This window comes from Escherichia sp. 94.0001 (assembly GCF_013369155.2).
In the GTDB taxonomy this organism is placed as follows: Bacteria; Pseudomonadota; Gammaproteobacteria; order Enterobacterales; family Enterobacteriaceae; genus Escherichia; species Escherichia coli_F.
The window spans coordinates 1-19086 of sequence record NZ_JABWMS020000040.1 but is presented as its reverse complement, the minus strand read 5'-3'; the positions used below and the strand labels follow the sequence as shown (position 1 = coordinate 19086).

Genomic DNA, 19086 nt, shown 5'->3' with positions numbered 1-19086 from the left:
TGCACTGAACTCGTAGGCCTGATAAGCGTCGCGCATCAGGCAATTCCAGCCGCTGACCTGTGTCAGCGGCTACCGTGATTCATTCCCGCCAACAACCGCGCATTCATCCAACGCCATTTGCAAAAATGCCTTTGCGGCGGCTGTCTGCCCGCTATTTTTCCGCCGCAACAAAACCGCCGTTCTCTCCAGTAACGGTGGGGCAAGGGATATAGCTTTAAGCCCGTCATGTTGTGTGGCAATCGCTGCTGGCAACAATGTGGAAAGGGAAGTGCGGCGAATCAGCGCCAGAACTGCGCTAATTGAGTTCGCCTCTATCACCACCTGTGGATGTAGCCCCGCTTTCTCGCAGTAGTGGTCAATTTGCTCTCTGGTGGCAAATTCCGCGCTGAGCAGTACCAGTTTTTCATCATGCAAGCGACTCAACGCCACCTGTTCATGGACTGCCAGTGGATGATGTTGCGCCACGACTAACGCTAAACTTTCTGTCAGTAAAGGTATTGCCTCCAGTTCCGGCGAATGCACCGGCGCGAAGGCAATCCCAACATCCAGCTCGTCGCGGCAAAGCAGATCTTCGATTTTCTCCTGTGACATTTCCTGTAGCTGGAGCGTGATGCCGGGATAACGCGCATAGAAATCCGCCATTAAAGGGCCGATAAAGTAGCTCGTGAAGGTGGGGGTGACGGCGATGCGCAGCGATCCTCGCGTTAAATCGGCAACATCATGAATCGCCCGTTTACCCGCCCCCAGTTCCTGTAACGCACGGCTGGCGTACTGTCGCCAGACTTCTCCCGCATCGGTGAGACGAATCGTTCGCCCGCTACGGTCAAACAGCGGTACGCCCAAACTCTCTTCTAACTGGCGAATCTGCTGGGAAAGCGCAGGTTGGGAGATATGCAACGCACTGGCGGCACGGGTGAAGCTGCCATGTTCAGCCACGGCAAGAAAGTAATTGATATGTCGAGAGAGCATTCGCCAACCTATAAGTAAATCCAATAGAACTCATCATAAATGAGTCTTTTACCTTATGGCAATCGGCGAGTAGTCTGCCTCTCATTCCAGAGACAGACAGAGGTTAACGGTGAAAGAGATTATTGATGGATTCCTTAAATTCCAGCGCGAGGCATTTCCTGAGCGGGAAGCCTTGTTTAAACAGCTGGCGACACAGCAAAGCCCGCGCACACTTTTTATCTCCTGCTCCGACAGCCGTCTGGTCCCTGAGCTGGTGACGCAACGCGAACCTGGCGATCTGTTCGTGATTCGCAACGCGGGCAATATCGTCCCTTCTTACGGACCGGAACCTGGTGGCGTTTCTGCTTCGGTGGAGTATGCCGTCGCTGCGCTTCGGGTATCTGACATTGTGATTTGCGGTCATTCCAACTGTGGCGCGATGACTGCCATTGCCAGCTGTCAGTGCATGGACCATATGCCTGCTGTTTCCCACTGGCTGCGTTATGCCGATTCAGCCCGCGTCGTTAATGAGGCGCGCCCGCATTCCGATTTAGCGTCAAAAGCTGCGGCGATGGTACGTGAAAACGTCATTGCTCAGTTGGCTAATTTGCAAACTCATCCATCGGTGCGCCTGGCGCTCGAAGAGGGGCGGATCGCTCTGCACGGCTGGGTCTACGACATTGAAAGCGGAAGTATCGCAGCCTTTGACGGCGCAACCCGCCAGTTTGTGCCACTGGCCGCTAATCCTTGCGTTTGTGCCATACCGCTACGCCAGCCGGCCGCAGCGTAACCTTATTTTTAAACCATCAGGAGATTCACCATGATTCAGTCGCAAATTAACCGCAATATTCGTCTTGATCTTGCCGATGCCATTTTGCTCAGCAAAGCTAAAAAAGATCTCTCATTTGCCGAGATTGCCGACGGCACCGGTCTGGCAGAAGCCTTTGTGACCGCGGCTTTGCTGGGGCAGCAGGCGCTTCCTGCCGACGCTGCCCGCCTGGTCGGGGCGAAGCTGGAGCTCGACGAAGACGCCATTTTACTGTTGCAGATGATTCCACTGCGTGGCTGCATTGATGACCGTGTTCCAACCGACCCAACGATGTACCGTTTCTATGAAATGTTGCAGGTGTACGGTACGACCCTGAAAGCGTTGGTTCATGAGAAGTTTGGTGATGGCATTATCAGTGCGATTAACTTCAAACTCAACGTCAAGAAAGTGGCGGACCCGGAAGGTGGCGAACGTGCTGTCATCACTTTAGATGGTAAATATCTGCCGACCAAACCGTTCTGACAGCCATGCGCGACCATCAAAAGACGTTCACGATGCTGCTGGTTCTGGTGCTGATTGGTCTTAATATGCGACCACTGCTCACCTCCGTCGGGCCACTGCTACCGCAATTGCGCCAGGCGAGCGGAATGAGCTTTAGCGTGGCTGCCCTGTTGACGGCTCTGCCGGTGGTCACCATGGGCGGGCTGGCGCTGGTCGGAAGCTGGCTTCATCAGCATGTCAGCGAACGTCGCAGCGTCGCCATCAGTTTGTTGCTGATAGCCGTCGGCGCATTGATGCGAGAGCTTTACCCTCAAAGTGTGCTGCTGCTTAGCAGCGCACTGCTCGGTGGAGTGGGGGTCGGCATCATTCAGGCGGTGATGCCTTCGGTGATTAAACGGCGGTTTCAGCAGCGCACGCCACTGGTGATGGGGCTGTGGTCTGCGGCTCTGATGGGCGGCGGTGGACTTGGTGCCGCCCTGACGCCCTGGTTAGTTCAACACAGCGAGATTTGGTTCCAGACTCTCGCCTGGTGGGCGCTGCCTGCCATTATTGCGCTCTTTGCCTGGTGGTGGCAAAGCTCCCGCGAGGTCGTATCTTCCCACAAGACAACAATCACTCCGGTTCGCGTAGTCTTCACTCCCCGCGCCTGGACGCTGGGTGCTTACTTCGGTCTGATTAACGGCGGTTACGCCAGTCTGATTGCCTGGTTACCCGCCTTCTATATTGAGATCGGTGCCAGCACGCAGTACAGCGGTTCCTTGCTGGCGTTGATGACGCTTGGTCAAGCCGCAGGGGCATTGCTGATGCCTGCTATGGCTCGCCATCAGGATCGGCGCAAACTATTAATGCTGGCACTGGCGTTACAACTGGTGGGTTTCTGCGGCTTTATCTGGCTGCCGCTGCAATTGCCGGTATTGTGGGCAATGGTGTGTGGGTTAGGTCTGGGGGGCGCATTTCCGCTCTGTTTGCTGCTGGCGCTCGATCACTCTGCGCAACCCGCTATTGCTGGCAAACTGGTGGCGTTTATGCAGGGGATCGGTTTTATCATTGCCGGGCTTGCTCCGTGGTTTTCTGGTGTGCTGCGTAGTATCAGTGGCAATTACCTGATGGACTGGGCGTTTCATGCGCTGTGCGTCGTTGGGCTGATGATCATAACCCTGCGTTTTGCACCAGCACGTTTTCCGCAGCTGTGGGTCAAAGAGGCATGATGCGACGCTCGTTCCTGCGCTTTGTTTACGCCGGATGCGGCCTACGTAGATCACTGAACTTATAGGCCTGATAAGCGGAGCGCATCAGGCAATTTTGCTTATTTAAACTGACGATTCAACTTTAAAATCTTTGAAATAATATTGCTTATCCCGGTCGTTTATTTCGCGAATAACCCGACAAGGAATGCCAGCAGCTACGACGTTTGGTGGAATGTCTTTTGTGACGACACTTCCCGCGCCAATAACAGAATTATCCCCGATGGTGACGCCTGGATTAATGACCACATGGCTGCCGATCCAGACGTTATTACCAATCGTTATCGCAAAAGAGTACATCTCTCCGTTTTTTCTTAACTCATGGTGTACAGGGTGTCCCGTAACGGAAATGGTAACGTTGGGGGCAATCAGTACGTTATCACCGATCGTTACCGTGTAGTCATCGACAATGGTTAAATTGAAATTTGCATAAAAATTGCGGCCTATATGGATGTTGGAGCCGTAAGAGAAATAGACAGGCGGTTCTACCCAGGCGTTTTCCCCTACCGTGGCAAACATTTTTTTTATCAGGCTTTCTCTTTTTTCAACTTCCGCTGGATGCGAGTGATTAAACTCATACATTAATGTTTTCCCACGAAGTCTTTTTTCAGGTAAGCCTTCGCACATATCGGTAAATAGCTTTCCTGCTTTTATTCTTTCTGTCATTGGCATGTTCATTGCGATCATTCCGTCCTGATATGTTGGTCGGATAAGGCGCTCGCGCCGCATCCGACATTGATTGCTTAAGCGACTTCATTCACCTGACGACGCAGTAGAGAAAGCGGACCGGGGCCGCTAAGCGTGAATACGGAAATTAAGGTGAAGCCCAACGCCACCAGACCCAGCACCAGATAAGCGCCCTGGAAACCGATGCTTTCATACATATTGCCCGCCAGTACAGACATAAAAATCATCGCCAGTTGCTTAAAGAAGCAGAAACAGACCAGATAAATCGTCGCTGAAAAACGCACTTCAAACTGGCTGGTAATATATTTAAAGCAGCCCACCAGCAGGAACGGTACTTCAAACATATGCAGCGTTTTCAGAATAACCACTTCCAGCGCTGAGGTGGCGAATGATGAGCCAATAATACGTACAGACATAATAGTGCCAGCCAGCAGCAGGGCGTTTTTCCCACCGATGCGATTAATGATCAGTGGCGCAAAGAACATAATCGAGGCGTTAAGTAATTCGCCCATTGTCGTTACGTAGCCAAATACCCGCGTACCCTGTTCACCGGTAGCAAAGAACGAAGTAAAGAAATTAGCAAACTGTTGGTCAAAAACATCGTAGGTGCAGGAAACGCCAATAACATACAGTGACAAAAACCACAGTTTTGGCTGTCTGAACAGTTCCAGCGCCAGCTTAAGGCTAAATGCCGAATGGTTGGCACCTACCGCATTGGCAACCGTGGCAGAAGAGGGCGCATCCGTTTTGGCGAAAAAGAGTAAAACGGCGAGGATGAGTGCACAGCCAGAGCCCAGCCAGAAAACAAACTGATTATTGATGGTGAACATGATGCCGACAATCGAGGCACACAGCGCCCAGCCAACACAGCCAAACATCCGCGCGCGACCAAATTCGAAATTACTGCGACGGCTGACTTTCTCGATAAATGCCTCTACTGCTGGCGCACCGGCGTTAAAACAGAAACCAAGATAAATACCACCAACAATCGACCCTACAAGAATGTTGTATTGTAATAGTGGCCCGAAGATAAAAATAAAGAACGGCGCAAACATTACTAACATGCCGGTAATCATCCACAGCAGGTATTTGCGCAGCCCGAGTTTGTCAGAAAGCAGACCAAACAGCGGTTGGAATAATAGCGAGAACAGAGAAATAGCGGCAAAAATAATACCCGTATCACTTTTGCTGATATGGTTGATGTCATGTAGCCAAATGGGGAAAAACGGGAAGTAGGCTCCCATGATAAAAAAATAAAAGAAAAAGAAAAAACCGAACATCCAAAAGTTTGTGTTTTTTAAATAGTACATAATGGATTTCCTTACGCGAAATACGGGCAGACATGGCCTGCCCGGTTATTATTATTTTTGACACCAGACCAACTGGTAATGGTAGCGACCGGCGCTCAGCTGGAATTCCGCCGACACTGACGGGCTCCAGGAGTCGTCGCCACCAATTCCCATATGGAAACCGTCGATATTTAGCCATGTGCCTTCTTCCGCGCGCAGCAGATGGCGATGGCTGGTTTCCATCAGTTGTTGTTGGCTGTAGCGGCTGATGTTGAACTGGAAGTCGCCGCGCCACTGGTGTGGTCCATAATTCAATTCGCGCGTCCCGCAGCGCAGACCGTTTTCGCTCGGGAAGACGTACGGGGTATACATGTCTGACAATGGCAAGTCCCAGCGGTCAAAACAGGCCGCAGTCAGACGGTCGGGATAGTTTTCTTGCGGCCCTAATCCGAGCCAGTTTACCCGCTCTGCGACATGTGCGAGCTCGCAGGTCAGGCCAATCCGCGCCGGATGCGGTGTGTCGCTCGCTACTTCAACATCCACACTGACGACCATCTCACCGTGCCCATCGATACGGTAGGTTTTCCGGCTGATAAATAAGGTTTTCCCCTGATGCTGCCAGACGTGGACAGTGGTAATCAGCACTGCGTCGGCAAGCGTATCTGCCGTGCACTGCAACAACGCGGCTTCGGCCTGGTAATGGCCCGCCGCCTTCCAGCGTTCTACCCAGGCATTCGGGTCAATGCGGGTCGCTTCACTGACGCCAATGTCGTTATCCAGCGGGGCACGGGTGAACTGATCGCGCAGCGGCGTCAGCAGTTGTTTTTCATCGCCAATCCACATCTGTGAAAGAAAGCCTGACTGGCGGTTAAATTGCCAACGCTTATTACCCAGTTCGATACAAAAATCCGTTTCGCTGGTGGCCAGTTGCGGGATGGCGTGGGACGTGGAGGGGAGTGCCACACTGAGGTTTTCCGCCAGTCGCCATTGTTGCCAGGCGCTGATGTGTCCGGCTTCTGACCAGGCGGTCGCGTTAGGTTGCACTACGTGTACTGTAAGCCAGAGTTGTCCGGCGCTCTCCGGCCGCGTCAGTTCAGGCAGTTCAATCAACTGTTTACCTTGTGGCTCGACAGTCAGAGGCACTTCACCGCTTGCCAGTGGCTTGCCATCCAGCGCCACCGACCAGTGCAGGAGCTCGTTATCGCTATGACGAAACAGGTATTCGCTGGTCACTTCGATGGTTCGCCCGGATAAACGGAACTGGAAAAACTGCTGTTGGTGTTTTGCTTCTGTCATTGCCGGATGCGGCGTGCGGTCGGCAAAGACCAGACCGTTCATGCAGAACTGGCGATCGTTCGGCGTATCGCCAAAGTCACCACCGTAAGCCGACCATGGGTTGCCGTTTTCATCATATTTAATCAGCGACTGATCCACCCAGTCCCAGACGAATCCACCCTGTAAACGGGGGTACTGACGAAACGCCTGCCAGTATTTCGCGAAGCCACCAAGACTGTTACCCATTGCGTGGGCGTATTCGCAAAGGATCAGCGGGCGCGTCTCTCCTGGCAGCGAAAGCCATTTTTTGATGGACCATTTTGGCACTGCCGGGAAGGGCTGGTCTTCATCCACGCGCGCGTACATTGGGCAAATAATATCGGTGGCTGTGGTGTCTGCTCCGCCGCCTTCATACTGCACCGGGCGGGAAGAATCGACAGATTTAATCCAGCGATAGAGTGCGTCGTGATTGGCACCGTGGCCCGATTCATTACCCAGCGACCAGATAATTACGCTCGGGTGATTACGATCGCGCTGCACCATCCGCGTTACGCGTTCACTCATGGCCGGTAGCCAGCGTGGATCATCGGTCAGACGATTCATTGGCACCATGCCGTGGGTTTCAATATTGGCTTCATCCACCACATACAGGCCGTAGCGGTCGCACAGCGTGTACCACAGCGGGTGGTTCGGATAATGCGAACAGCGCACGGCGTTAAAGTTGTTCTGCTTCATCAGCAGGATATCCTGCACCATCGTTTGCTCATCCATGACCTGACCATGCAGAGGATGATGCTCGTGACGGTTAACGCCGCGAATCAGCAACGGCTTGCCGTTCAACAGCAGCAGACCATTTTCAATCCGCACCTGGCGGAAACCGACATCACAGGCTTCCGCTTCAATCAGCGTGCCGTCGGCGGTGTGCAGTTCAATAACTGCACGATAGAGATTCGGGAGTTCGGCGCTCCACAGCGCCGGATTTTCAACGTTCAGGCGTAGCGTGACGCGATCGGCATAACCACCACGTTCATCGATAATTTCGCCGCCGAAAGGCGCGGTACCGCTGGCGACCTGCGTTTCACCCAGCCACAAAGAAACCGTCACCCTCAGCGCATCGCGCAGTTCACCGCACATCTGAATTTCTGTTTCCAGAACAGCGCGGCTGAAATCATCATTAAAGTGAGTGGCAACATGGAAATCGCTGATTTGTGTGGTCGGTTTATGCAGCAACGAGACGTCACGGAAAATGCCGCTCATTCGCCACATATCCTGATCTTCCAGATAGCTACCGTCACTCCAGCGCAGCACCATCACCGCGAGGCGGTTATCTCCGGCGCGTAAAAATGCGCTGAGGTCAAATTCAGACGGCAAACGGCTGTCCTGTCCGTAACCGACCCAGCGCCCGTTGCACCACAAATGAAACGCCGAGTTAATGCCATCAAAAATAATTCGCGTCTGGCCTTCCTGTAACCAGCTTTCATTAACATTAAATGTGAGCGAGTAACAACCTGTCGGATTCTCCGTGGGAACAAACGGTGGATTGACCGTAATGGGATAGGTCACGTTGGTGTAGATGGGCGCGTCGTAACCGTGCATCTGCCAGTTTGAGGGGACGACGACAGTATCGGCCTCAGGAAGATCGCGCTCCAGCCAACTTTCCGGCACCGCTTCTGGGGACGGGAACCAGGCAAATTGCCACTCACCATTCAGGCTGCGTAACTGCCGGGAAGGGCGATTATTGCGGGCCTCTTCACTATTTCGCCAGCTGGCGAAAGGAGGATGCGCCGCAAGGCGGTTGAGTTGGGTAACGCCAGGGTTTTCCCAGTCACGACGTTGTAATACGACGGCCAGTGAATCCGTAATCATGGTCATAGCTGTATCCTGTGTGAAATTGTTATCCGCTCACAATTTCATACAACATACGAGTCGGACACATCAGGTGTAAAGCCTGGGGTGCCTAATGAGTGAGCTGACTCACATTAATTGCGTTGCGCTCACTGCTCGCTTTCCAGTCGGGAAATTTGTCGCGCCAGCTGCATTAAGGAATCAGCCAACGCCTGGGGAGAAGCGGTTTGCGTATTGGGGGGCAGGGTGGTTTTTCGTTTCACCAGTGAGACGGGCAACAGCTGATTGCCCTTCACTGCCTGGCCCTGAGAGAGTTGCAGCAAGCGGTCCACGCTGGTTTGCCCAAGCAGGCGAAAATCCTGTTTGATGGTCGTTAATGGCGGGATATAACACGAGCTGTCTTCGGTATCGTCGTATCCCACTACCGAGATATCCGCGCCGACGCGCAGCCCGAACTCGGTAATGGCGCGCATTGCACCCAGCGCCATCTGATCGTTGGCAACCAGCATCGCGGTAGGAATGATGCCCTCATTCAGCATCTGCATGGTTTGATGAAAACCGGACATGGCGCTCCAGTCGCCTTCCCGTTCCGCTATCGGTTGAATTTGATTGTGTTTAAGATATTTATGCCAGCCCGCCAGACGCAGACGCGCCGAGACAGAACTAAATGGGCCCGCTAACAGCGCGATTTGCTGGTGACCCAATGCGACCAAATGCTCTACGCCCAGCCGCGTACCGTCTTCATGGGAAAAAATAATACTGTTGATGGGAGTCTGGTCAGAGACATCAAGAAATAGCGCCGGAACATTAGCGCAGGCTGCCTCCACAGCAATGGCATCCTGGTCATCCAGCGGATAGTTGATGATCAGACCACTTACGCGTTGCGCGAGAAGATTGTGTACTGCCGCTTTACAGGCTTCGACACCGCTTCTTTCTACCATAGACACCACCACGCTGGCACCCAGTTGATCGGCGCGAGATTTAATCGCCGCGACAATTTGCGACGGTGCGTGCAGGGCCAGACTGGAGGTGGCAACGCCAATCAGCAACGACTGTTTGCCCGCTAACTGTTGTGCTACGCGGTTGGGAATGTAATTTAGCTCCGCCATCGCCGCTTCCACTTTTTCCCGCGTTTTCGCTGAAACGTGGCTGGCCTGATTCACCACGCGGGAAACGGTCTGATAAGAGACACCGGCATACTCCGCGACATCGTATAGCGTTACTGGTTTCACATTCACCACCCTGAATTGACTTTCTTCCGGGCGCTATCATGCCATACCACGAAAGGTTTTGCGCCATTCTGCGGGGCTGACGCCGAAGTGAGATTTAAAATGCTGACGCCAGGTCACAGGTGAGAGAAAACCCACCTCAGCCGCTATCCGCTCAACGGGCAACTGACTGGATCCCAATAGTTCCTGGCTACGGCGTAAGCGTTCAGTGATGAGCCATTCGGCGATACTCGAACCGGTCGCTTTCATAAAATGACGGGTTAGTGTGCGGCGACTCATCATTACTCGCTGAGCCAGCGAGTCGAGATCATGCTGTTGCGTAATGTTTTGCCGCAGGTAATCCAGCAGGAGGTTAATGCGTTCATCATGGGTATTTTTCGGCACCGGTTGCTCTATAAACTGCGCTTGACCGCCGGTGCGATATGGCGGTACGACCATCCGTCGGGCAATATGGTTAGCATAGTCGCTGCCAAAATGTTGCCGAACAATATACAAACAGCAATCCAGCGCCGCGGCAGTACCGGCAGAGGTAATAATGCCATCATCGTCTACATACAACGCGTTAATATCCAGATGTGTTTGTGGAAAACGTGCCTGAAATTCACGCTCGAACTCCCAGTGCGTGGCAGCACGCTTATTGTTCAGTAAACCTGCATAGCCGAGCACAAACGTGCCCAGGCAAAGCCCGACAATCTGTGCCCCGTTATCTCGTGCGGTCGTTAAGGCTTCCAGCAGTTTTTGTGGCGGTTTTTGTGTAATTGTTCCCCAGTAAGGAATTATCACAATATCCGCCTGGATGACTGCCGTATAGTCATGGGTGGCGGTTACGGAAAACCCATCGGCAGAGTCCACGTTTCCCGGCTTTTCAGCGCAGATAATTACATGAAAGCGTTTTTTCTCCGCCATTTTTTCGCTAAACACGATAAACGGTACGGAAAGGTGAAAAGGACTAAAACCGGCAACGGCGATAATGGCAACAGTTAGCGGGCGCATAACACTCTTTATCTCCGAATTAGAATGTCAACGTTTCACCATCTTCTGGTACGTTCACAAATTCGATAATTTGATTATCTCTGGCGTATTCCTTGAGCGCATCACGCGTCAGCAAACAGTGGTTTACGGCCTCCATATGTGTCGCGACAATTTGCGCTTCTGGCAGGGTAAAATGTGTTTTGAGAATATCTTCAGCTCCCATAATTATCGCGCCATGCCCCAGAACATGCGCAAATCCGGCATTCAACACCACCACTTCTGGTTGGAAAGTTAGCATTGTAGCCTCGACGTCATCACGCCAGAGGGTATCGCCAGCCAGATAGAGCGTTTTCTCTGTCGGGTGCTGGAAAACAACGCCGCAGGCTGCGCCTAAACGCTTCGCCATAGCCGGGTCTGCATAGGTGTGATCGGAGCCGTGCTGCCCTGTCGTTTTATGCAGAGTAATATCGCCAAATTTAGTCTCGTCGGCAAGTACGGTAAGATGCGTAAATCCTTGTTTATGCAGTGATTCAGCATCTTGCTCATTTTGCACATAAATCCGTTTATCTTTGGGGACGACGCGGGAGGCTGTTTCGTCCCAGTGATCTTCATGCAAATGGGTCACTATTAGGGCGTCAACGTTGAGTAACGTTGTTAAATCGCACGGTAATTCTACCGTTGGATTGCGGATTTCTGCGCGTGCCGTTCCGGCAAAACCCGGATAACTTCCTTTAGGCGCGAGTAACGGGTCAATAAGAAATGTTTTGCCAGCGTATTGGATAATTTGGGTGGCATTACGAATTTGAGTAATTTTCATGATTTGCTCCACATCACAGTATTGATGGCATTAGCGTAGCGTGCAGCCCGTACTGTGCATGTGGGCAAATGGGCGAATAACGATGAGAATGGGCCAAATTACACATTGGCGCAACTAGCGTAAATGCACGCCGCTTCGCCGTCCGGCCACCAGAATAGCCTGCGATTCAACCCCTTCTTCGATCTGTTTTGCTACCCGTTGTAGCGCCGGAAGATGCTTTTCCGCTGCCTGTTCGATGGTCATTGCGCTTGCCATATACACCAGATTCAGACAGCCAATCACCCGTTGTTCACTGCGTAGGGGCACGGCAATGGAGGCGATCTTCTCTTCCTGATCCCAGCCGCGGTAGTTCTGTCCGTAACCCTCTTTGCGCGCGCGCGCCAGAATGGCTTCCAGCTTTAACGGTTCCCGTGCCAGTTGATAGTCATCACCGGGGCGGGCGGCTAACATTTCGATTAACTCCTTGCGTTCTTGTTCCGGGCAAAAGGCCAGCCAGGTCAGTCCCGAGGCGGTTTTCAGGAGCGGTAAACGCCGTCCGACCATTGCCCGGTGAAAAGATAAACGGCTGAAACGGTGGGTGGTTTCGCGTACCACCATTGCATCAACATCCAGCGTGGACACATCTGTCGGCCATACCACTTCGCGCAACAGATCGCCCAGCAGCGGGGCTGCCAGTGCAGAAATCCATTGTTCGTCACGAAATCCTTCGCTTAATTGCCGCACTTTGATGGTCAGACGAAAACTGTCATCGGAGGTACTGCGCCGGACATATCCCTCTTCCTGCAGCGTTTCCAGCAGTCGCCGCACAGTGGTGCGATGCAGGCCGCTGAGCTCCGCCAGCAGCCCGACGCTGGCACCGCCATCGAGTTTATTTAACATATTTAATAACATTAGACCGCGGGTTAAGCCGCGCACGGTTTTGTATTCCGTCTGCTCATCTTTCTGCATATTAATTGACATTTCTATAGTTAAAACAACGTTGTGCACCTGGTGCACACTCAGGCATGTTTTGATTGTAGCCGAAAACACCCTTCCTATACTGAGCGCACAATAAAAAATCATTTACATGTTTTTAACAAAATAAGTTGCGTTGAACTGTGCGCGCAACGGCATTTTGTCCGAGTCGTGAGGTACTGAAATGGCAATACAACACCCTGACATCCAGCCTGCTGTTAACCATTGCGTTCAGGTGGCGATCGCTGGTGCCGGTCCGGTCGGGCTGATGATGGCGAACTATCTCGGCCAGATGGGCATTGACGTGCTGGTGGTGGAGAAACTCGATAAGTTGATCGACTATCCACGCGCGATTGGAATTGATGACGAGGCGCTGCGCACCATGCAGTCGGTTGGCCTTGTCGATAATGTTCTGCCGCACACTACGCCGTGGCATGCGATGCGTTTTCTTACCCCAAAAGGCCGCTGTTTTGCTGATATTCAGCCAATGACCGATGAATTTGGCTGGCCGCGTCGTAACGCCTTTATTCAGCCGCAGGTCGATGCGGTGATGCTGGAAGGGTTGTCGCGGTTTCCGAATGTGCGCTGCCTGTTTTCCCGCGAGCTGGAGGCCTTCAGCCAGCAAGATGACGAAGTGACCTTGTATCTGAAAACGGCAGAAGGGCAGCGGGAAACGGTCAAAGCCCAGTGGCTGGTAGCCTGTGACGGTGGAGCAAGTTTTGTCCGGCGCACCCTGAATGTGCCGTTTGAAGGTAAAACCGCACCAAATCAGTGGATTGTGGTGGATATCGCCAACGATCCGTTAAGTACGCCGCATATCTATTTGTGTTGCGATCCGGTGCGCCCGTATGTTTCTGCAGCTCTGCCTCATGCGGTACGTCGCTTTGAATTTATGGTGATGCCGGGCGAAACCGAAGAACAGCTCCGCGAGCCGCAAAATATGCGCAAACTGTTAAGCAAAGTGCTGCCTAATCCGGACAACGTCGAATTGATTCGTCAGCGTGTCTACACCCACAACGCGCGACTGGCACAACGTTTTCGTATTGACCGCGTACTGCTGGCGGGCGATGCCGCACATATCATGCCGGTGTGGCAGGGGCAGGGCTATAACAGTGGTATGCGCGACGCCTTTAACCTCGCCTGGAAACTGGCGTTGGTTATCCAGGGGAAAGCTTGCGATGCGCTGCTCGATACCTATCAACAAGAACGTCGCGATCACGCCAAAGCGATGATTGATCTGTCGGTGACGGCGGGCAACGTACTGGCTCCGCCGAAACGTTGGCAGGGTACGTTACGTGACGGTGTTTCCTGGCTGCTGAATTATCTGCCGCCAGTAAAACGCTACTTTCTCGAAATGCGCTTCAAGCCGATGCCGCAATATTACGCCGGTGCGCTGGTGCGTGAAGGCGAAGCGAAACACTCTCCGGTCGGCAAGATGTTTATTCAGCCGAAAGTTACGCTGGAAAACGGCGACGTGACGTTGCTCGATAACGCGATCGGCGCGAACTTCGCGGTAATTGGCTGGGGATGCAATCCACTGTGGGGGATGAGCGATGAGCAAATCCAGCAATGGCGCGCGCTGGGTACTCGCTTCATTCAGGTGGTGCCGGATGTGCAAATTCATACCGCGCAGGATAACCACGACGGCGTGCTGCGCGTGGGCGATACGCAAGGTCGCCTGCGTAGCTGGTTCGCACAACATAATGCTTCGCTAGTGGTGATGCGCCCGGATCGCTTTGTTGCCGCCATCGCCATTCCGCAAACTCTGGGTAATACGCTGAATAAACTGGCGTCCGTGATGACACTCAACCGCCCTGATGTCGACGTTTCTGTCGAAAAGGTAGCCTGATATGCGCGCTTATCTTCACTGTCTTTCCCACTCGCCGCTGGTAGGGTATGTCGACCCGGCGCAAGAGGTACTCGATGAGGTCAATGGCGTGATTGCCAGTGCCCGCGAGCGTATTGCGGCCTTCTCCCCTGAACTGGTGGTGCTGTTTGCGCCAGATCATTACAACGGTTTTTTCTATGACGTGATGCCACCCTTCTGTTTAGGCGTTGGGGCGACGGCAATTGGCGATTTCGGCAGTGCGGCAGGAGAGCTTCCTGTGCCTGTGGAGTTGGCGGAGGCTTGTGCGCATGCCGTCATGAAGAGCGGGATTGATCTTGCCGTTTCTTACTGTATGCAGGTGGATCATGGGTTCGCCCAGCCGCTGGAGTTCTTGCTCGGTGGGCTGGATAAGGTGCCGGTCCTGCCTGTATTCATCAACGGTGTCGCCACGCCGCTACCTGGTTTTCAGCGTACCCGCATGTTGGGTGAAGCCATTGGACGTTTCACCAGCACGCTGAATAAGCGCGTGCTGTTCCTGGGTTCCGGTGGGCTTTCCCATCAGCCGCCGGTGCCAGAACTGGCGAAAGCGGATGCCCATATGCGCGATCGTCTGTTGGGTAGCGGGAAAGATTTGCCCGCCAATGAGCGCGAAATGCGCCAGCAACGGGTGATTAGCGCCGCTGAGAGGTTTGTTGAGGATCAGAGAACTCTGCATCCGCTCAACCCGATTTGGGATAACCAGTTCATGTCTTTGCTGGAGCAGGGACGCATACAGGAACTGGATGCCGTCAGTAACGAAGAGCTTTCCGCCATTGCAGGAAAGTCGACACATGAAATCAAAACCTGGGTCGCTGCTTTTGCCGCTATTTCTGCGTTTGGCAACTGGCGTAGCGAAGGGCGTTATTACCGCCCGATCCCGGAGTGGATTGCCGGATTTGGCTCGTTAAGCGCCAGAACAGAGAACTGAATATGCAGGAGAAGATGATGAGTTATCAGTCACAAACCGAAGCCGCCACCAGCCGTTTTCTGAATGTAGAAGAAGCGGGTAAAACGCTGCGCATCCATTTTAATGACTGCGGTCAAGGCGACGAAACCGTTGTCCTGCTGCACGGCTCCGGCCCGGGGGCTACGGGCTGGGCGAACTTCAGCCGCAATATCGATCCGCTGGTAGAAGCTGGCTATCGGGTGATCCTGCTGGATTGTCCTGGTTGGGGTAAGAGCGATTCGATCGTTAACAGTGGTTCGCGATCGGATCTCAATGCGCGCATCCTGAAAAGCGTGGTGGATCAACTGGATATCGCCAAAATCCACCTGCTGGGCAACTCGATGGGCGGCCACAGTTCTGTGGCGTTCACCCTTAACTGGCCGGAGCGCGTCGGCAAACTGGTGCTGATGGGCGGCGGTACAGGTGGCATGAGTTTGTTTACGCCGATGCCAACTGAAGGCATTAAGCGACTGAATCAGCTTTATCGCCAGCCGACTATCGAAAATCTGAAGCTGATGATGGATATCTTCGTTTTCGATACCAGCGATTTGACCGACGCCCTGTTTGAAGCGCGCCTGAATAATATGCTGTCGCGCCGCGATCACCTGGAAAACTTCGTTAAGAGCCTGGAAGCCAATCCGAAACAGTTCCCGGATTTTGGTCCACGTCTGGCGGAAATCAAAGCGCAAACTCTGATTGTCTGGGGGCGTAACGACCGTTTTGTGCCGATGGACGCAGGGCTGCGTCTGCTTTCTGGCATCGCCGGTTCTGAGCTGCATATCTTCCGCGACTGTGGTCACTGGGCGCAGTGGGAACATGCCGACGCTTTCAATCAACTGGTGCTGAATTTCCTCGCACGTCCTTAAGGAACGGTCATGACGAAGCATACTCTTGAGCAACTGGCGGCGGATTTACGCCGCGCCGCAGAGCAGGGCGAAGCGATTGCGCCGCTGCGCGATCTGATTGGTATTGATAACGCTGAAGCGGCCTACAGCATTCAGCACATCAATGTGCAACATGACGTTGCGCAGGGGCGTCGCGTGGTGGGGCGCAAAGTGGGACTGACGCATCCGAAAGTGCAGCAACAACTGGGCGTTGATCAACCGGATTTCGGGACATTATTTGCCGACATGTGTTATGGCGATAACGAAACCATTCCTTTTTCCCGTGTTCTGCAACCCCGCATTGAAGCGGAGATTGCACTGGTGTTGAACCGCGATCTACCCGCAACCGATATCACCTTCGACGAATTGTATAACGCCATTGAATGGGTACTTCCGGCGCTGGAAGTGGTGGGGAGCCGCATTCGCGACTGGTCGATTCAGTTTGTCGATACCGTGGCAGATAACGCCTCCTGTGGGGTATATGTCATCGGTGGTCCGGCGCAACGTCCGGCAGGGTTAGATCTGAAAAACTGCACTATGACGATGACGCGTAATAACGAAGAGGTTTCCAGCGGGCGCGGCAGCGAATGTCTGGGGCATCCACTTAATGCCGCCGTCTGGCTGGCACGCAAAATGGCCAGCCTGGGTGAACCGCTGCGCGCCGGAGATATCATTCTTACCGGGGCATTAGGTCCGATGGTGGCGGTAAATGCGGGCGATCGTTTTGAAGCCCATATCGAAGGCATAGGTTCAGTTGCTGCGACATTTTCAAACGCAGCCCTAAAAGGAAGTCTGTCATGAGTAAGCGTAAAGTCGCCATTATCGGTTCTGGCAACATTGGCACCGACCTGATGATTAAAATTTTGCGTCACGGTCAGCATCTGGAGATGGCGGTGATGGTCGGCATTGATCCTCAGTCCGACGGTCTGGCGCGTGCCAGACGTATGGGCGTCGCTACCACCCATGAAGGGGTGATTGGGCTGATGAACATGCCTGAATTTGCTGATATCGATATAGTGTTTGATGCGACCAGCGCGGGCGCGCATGTGAAAAACGATGCCGCTTTGCGCGAAGCGAAACCGGATATCCGCTTAATCGACCTGACGCCTGCTGCCATCGGCCCTTACTGCGTGCCGGTCGTTAATCTCGACGCAAACGTCGATCAATTGAACGTCAACATGGTCACCTGCGGCGGCCAGGCCACCATTCCGATGGTAGCGGCGGTTTCACGCGTGGCGCGTGTTCATTACGCCGAAATCATCGCTTCTATCGCCAGTAAATCTGCTGGCCCTGGCACGCGTGCCAATATCGATGAATTTACGGAAACCACCTCGCGAGCCATTGAAGTCGTAGGCGGCGCGGCAAAAGGGAAGGCGATTATTGTGCTTAATCCGGCAGAGCCGCCGTTGATGATGCGCGACACGGTGTATGTATTGAGTGATGAAGCTTCACAAGATGATATCGAAGCCTCAATTAATGAAATGGCTGAGGCGGTGCAGGCTTACGTACCGGGATATCGCCTGAAACAGCGCGTGCAGTTTGAAGTTATCCCGCAGGATAAACCGGTTAATTTACCGGGCATTGGTCAGTTCTCTGGGCTGAAAACGGCGGTCTGGCTGGAGGTCGAAGGCGCAGCGCATTATCTGCCTGCCTACGCAGGCAACCTCGACATTATGACTTCCAGTGCGCTGGCGACAGCAGAAAAAATGGCCCAGTCACTGGCGCGCAAGGCAGGAGAAGCGGCATGAACGGTAAAAAACTTTATATTTCAGACGTCACGTTGCGTGACGGTATGCACGCCATTCGTCATCAGTATTCACTTGAAAATGTCCGCCAGATTGCCAAAGCACTGGATGATGCCCGCGTGGATTCGATTGAAGTGGCCCATGGCGATGGTTTGCAGGGTTCCAGCTTTAACTATGGTTTCGGTGCGCATAGCGACCTTGAATGGATTGAAGCTGCGGCGGATGTGGTGAAGCACGCCAAAATCGCGACGTTATTGCTGCCAGGAATTGGCACTATTCACGATCTGAAAAATGCCTGGCAGGCTGGCGCGCGGGTGGTTCGTGTGGCTACGCACTGCACCGAAGCTGATGTTTCCGCTCAGCATATTCAGTATGCCCGCGAACTCGGAATGGATACCGTTGGCTTTCTGATGATGAGCCACATGACCACGCCAGAGAATCTCGCAAAACAGGCAAAGCTGATGGAAGGCTACGGTGCGACCTGTATTTATGTGGTGGATTCTGGCGGTGCGATGAACATGAGCGATATCCGTGACCGTTTCCGCGCCCTGAAAGCGGTGCTGAAACCGGAAACGCAAACTGGCATGCATGCTCACCATAACCTGAGTCTTGGTGTGGCGAACTCTATCGCGGCGGTGGAAGAGGGCTGTGACCGCATCGACGCTAGCCTCGCGGGGATGGGCGCGGGTGCAGGTAACGCACCGCTGGAAGTGTTTATTGCCGCCGCGGATAAACTGGGCTGGCAGCATGGGACCGATCTCTATGCGTTAATGGATGCCGCTGACGACCTGGTGCGTCCGTTGCAGGATCGTCCGGTACGTGTCGACCGCGAAACGCTGGCGCTGGGATACGCTGGTGTTTACTCAAGCTTTTTGCGTCACTGTGAAACGGCGGCGGCGCGTTATGGTTTAAGCGCGGTGGATATTCTCGTTGAGCTGGGTAAACGCCGGATGGTCGGCGGCCAGGAGGATATGATCGTCGACGTGGCGCTGGATCTGTGCAACAACAAATCATGTTGACTGCTGACAACGTGCATTTTGTATACCCATCCCAGGCATAATAAGACGCGTCAGCGTCGCATCAGGCAATGGCGCACGACTGCCGGATGCGGCGT

17 protein-coding genes are annotated in these 19086 nt (G+C 53.5%); 9 read left to right on the top strand and 8 right to left on the bottom strand.

Features of this window, described 5'->3' with window-relative positions; all coding sequences use genetic code 11:
* Positions 1-69 precede the first annotated feature (69 nt).
* A complete protein-coding gene (gene cynR / locus HEN33_RS16870) occupies positions 70-969 on the bottom strand; it encodes a transcriptional regulator CynR (RefSeq protein ID WP_032183396.1) in 900 nt (299 codons plus the stop codon).
* A 109-nt stretch (positions 970-1078) separates the two neighbouring features.
* On the opposite strand from cynR, the gene cynT reads away from it, so the two are divergent.
* The 3 genes from cynT to cynX are packed head-to-tail and all read left to right on the top strand — an operon-like array spanning position 1079 to position 3426.
* Positions 1079-1738, top strand: coding sequence for a carbonic anhydrase CynT (gene cynT / locus HEN33_RS16865; RefSeq protein ID WP_176263242.1), 660 nt, complete (start codon positions 1079-1081; stop codon positions 1736-1738).
* Positions 1739-1768: 30 nt separating this feature from the next.
* Positions 1769-2239, top strand: coding sequence for a cyanase (gene cynS / locus HEN33_RS16860; RefSeq protein ID WP_176263241.1), 471 nt, complete (start codon positions 1769-1771; stop codon positions 2237-2239).
* A gap of 5 nt (positions 2240-2244) precedes the next feature.
* Positions 2245-3426, top strand: a complete 1182-nt coding sequence (cynX, locus tag HEN33_RS16855) for a cyanate transporter CynX (protein ID WP_176263240.1) — start codon at positions 2245-2247, stop codon at positions 3424-3426.
* A 102-nt stretch (positions 3427-3528) separates the two neighbouring features.
* On the opposite strand, the gene lacA is transcribed toward cynX, so the two are convergent.
* From lacA to HEN33_RS16820, 7 genes are all read right to left on the bottom strand, one after another.
* Complete coding sequence (gene lacA / locus HEN33_RS16850) at positions 3529-4140, bottom strand: galactoside O-acetyltransferase (RefSeq protein WP_176263239.1); 612 nt, start codon at positions 4138-4140, stop codon at positions 3529-3531.
* A 65-nt stretch (positions 4141-4205) separates the two neighbouring features.
* Positions 4206-5459 carry a lactose permease gene (gene lacY, locus HEN33_RS16845; RefSeq protein WP_000291532.1) on the bottom strand — a complete coding sequence of 418 codons (1254 nt, stop codon included), beginning with the start codon at positions 5457-5459 and terminating at the stop codon, positions 4206-4208.
* Between the two features lie 51 nt (positions 5460-5510).
* Positions 5511-8585: a beta-galactosidase gene (lacZ, locus tag HEN33_RS16840; RefSeq protein ID WP_176263238.1), complete on the bottom strand. Its 3075-nt coding sequence runs from the start codon at positions 8583-8585 to the stop codon at positions 5511-5513.
* A 122-nt stretch (positions 8586-8707) separates the two neighbouring features.
* A complete protein-coding gene (gene lacI, locus HEN33_RS16835; RefSeq protein ID WP_176263237.1) occupies positions 8708-9790 on the bottom strand; it encodes a DNA-binding transcriptional repressor LacI in 1083 nt (360 codons plus the stop codon).
* 36 nt (positions 9791-9826) lie between these two features.
* A complete protein-coding gene (locus tag HEN33_RS16830) occupies positions 9827-10780 on the bottom strand; it encodes a GlxA family transcriptional regulator (protein WP_088541912.1) in 954 nt (317 codons plus the stop codon).
* Between the two features lie 19 nt (positions 10781-10799).
* Positions 10800-11576 carry an MBL fold metallo-hydrolase gene (locus HEN33_RS16825; RefSeq protein ID WP_039021956.1) on the bottom strand — a complete coding sequence of 259 codons (777 nt, stop codon included), beginning with the start codon at positions 11574-11576 and terminating at the stop codon, positions 10800-10802.
* Positions 11577-11690: 114 nt separating this feature from the next.
* Positions 11691-12524: a DNA-binding transcriptional regulator gene (locus tag HEN33_RS16820; protein WP_032183403.1), complete on the bottom strand. Its 834-nt coding sequence runs from the start codon at positions 12522-12524 to the stop codon at positions 11691-11693.
* Between the two features lie 190 nt (positions 12525-12714).
* On the opposite strand from HEN33_RS16820, the gene HEN33_RS16815 reads away from it, so the two are divergent.
* Genes HEN33_RS16815 through mhpE form a run of 6 tightly spaced genes read left to right on the top strand, consistent with a single transcriptional unit; the run spans position 12715 to position 18991 of the window.
* Positions 12715-14379: a bifunctional 3-(3-hydroxy-phenyl)propionate/3-hydroxycinnamic acid hydroxylase gene (locus HEN33_RS16815; RefSeq protein ID WP_176263236.1), complete on the top strand. Its 1665-nt coding sequence runs from the start codon at positions 12715-12717 to the stop codon at positions 14377-14379.
* Position 14380: 1 nt separating this feature from the next.
* A complete protein-coding gene (gene mhpB / locus HEN33_RS16810) occupies positions 14381-15325 on the top strand; it encodes a 2,3-dihydroxyphenylpropionate/2,3-dihydroxicinnamic acid 1,2-dioxygenase (RefSeq protein WP_176263235.1) in 945 nt (314 codons plus the stop codon).
* Between the two features lie 17 nt (positions 15326-15342).
* Entirely contained in the window at positions 15343-16209 is an 867-nt protein-coding gene (mhpC, locus tag HEN33_RS16805) for a 2-hydroxy-6-oxonona-2,4-dienedioate hydrolase (RefSeq protein WP_001320577.1), read from the top strand.
* 9 nt (positions 16210-16218) lie between these two features.
* The gene (mhpD, locus tag HEN33_RS16800; RefSeq protein WP_176263234.1) at positions 16219-17028 is read left to right on the top strand and encodes a 2-keto-4-pentenoate hydratase; all 810 of its coding nucleotides are present in this window, start codon (positions 16219-16221) and stop codon (positions 17026-17028) included.
* Entirely contained in the window at positions 17025-17975 is a 951-nt protein-coding gene (mhpF, locus tag HEN33_RS16795; protein WP_000044306.1) for an acetaldehyde dehydrogenase, read from the top strand. The genes mhpD and mhpF overlap by 4 nt, the downstream gene beginning before the upstream one ends.
* A complete protein-coding gene (mhpE, locus tag HEN33_RS16790) occupies positions 17972-18991 on the top strand; it encodes a 4-hydroxy-2-oxovalerate aldolase (RefSeq protein ID WP_001013506.1) in 1020 nt (339 codons plus the stop codon). Before mhpF ends, mhpE begins: the two co-directional genes overlap by 4 nt.
* The last annotated feature ends 95 nt before the right edge of the window (positions 18992-19086 follow it).

Excerpts from the sequence above, each read along its gene's own strand:
- cynR (WP_032183396.1), bottom strand. The coding sequence starts at position 969 with ATGCTCTCTCGACATATCAATTACTTTCTTGCCGTGGCTGAACATGGC.
- cynS (WP_176263241.1), top strand. The coding sequence starts at position 1,769 with ATGATTCAGTCGCAAATTAACCGCAATATTCGTCTTGATCTTGCCGAT.
- cynX (WP_176263240.1), top strand. The coding sequence starts at position 2,245 with ATGCGCGACCATCAAAAGACGTTCACGATGCTGCTGGTTCTGGTGCTG.
- lacA (WP_176263239.1), bottom strand. The coding sequence starts at position 4,140 with ATGAACATGCCAATGACAGAAAGAATAAAAGCAGGAAAGCTATTTACC.
- lacY (WP_000291532.1), bottom strand. The coding sequence starts at position 5,459 with ATGTACTATTTAAAAAACACAAACTTTTGGATGTTCGGTTTTTTCTTT.
- lacZ (WP_176263238.1), bottom strand. The coding sequence starts at position 8,585 with ATGACCATGATTACGGATTCACTGGCCGTCGTATTACAACGTCGTGAC.
- HEN33_RS16830 (WP_088541912.1), bottom strand. The coding sequence starts at position 10,780 with ATGCGCCCGCTAACTGTTGCCATTATCGCCGTTGCCGGTTTTAGTCCT.
- HEN33_RS16825 (WP_039021956.1), bottom strand. The coding sequence starts at position 11,576 with ATGAAAATTACTCAAATTCGTAATGCCACCCAAATTATCCAATACGCT.
- HEN33_RS16820 (WP_032183403.1), bottom strand. The coding sequence starts at position 12,524 with ATGCAGAAAGATGAGCAGACGGAATACAAAACCGTGCGCGGCTTAACC.
- HEN33_RS16815 (WP_176263236.1), top strand. The coding sequence starts at position 12,715 with ATGGCAATACAACACCCTGACATCCAGCCTGCTGTTAACCATTGCGTT.
- mhpB (WP_176263235.1), top strand. The coding sequence starts at position 14,381 with ATGCGCGCTTATCTTCACTGTCTTTCCCACTCGCCGCTGGTAGGGTAT.
- mhpC (WP_001320577.1), top strand. The coding sequence starts at position 15,343 with ATGAGTTATCAGTCACAAACCGAAGCCGCCACCAGCCGTTTTCTGAAT.
- mhpD (WP_176263234.1), top strand. The coding sequence starts at position 16,219 with ATGACGAAGCATACTCTTGAGCAACTGGCGGCGGATTTACGCCGCGCC.
- mhpF (WP_000044306.1), top strand. The coding sequence starts at position 17,025 with ATGAGTAAGCGTAAAGTCGCCATTATCGGTTCTGGCAACATTGGCACC.
- mhpE (WP_001013506.1), top strand. The coding sequence starts at position 17,972 with ATGAACGGTAAAAAACTTTATATTTCAGACGTCACGTTGCGTGACGGT.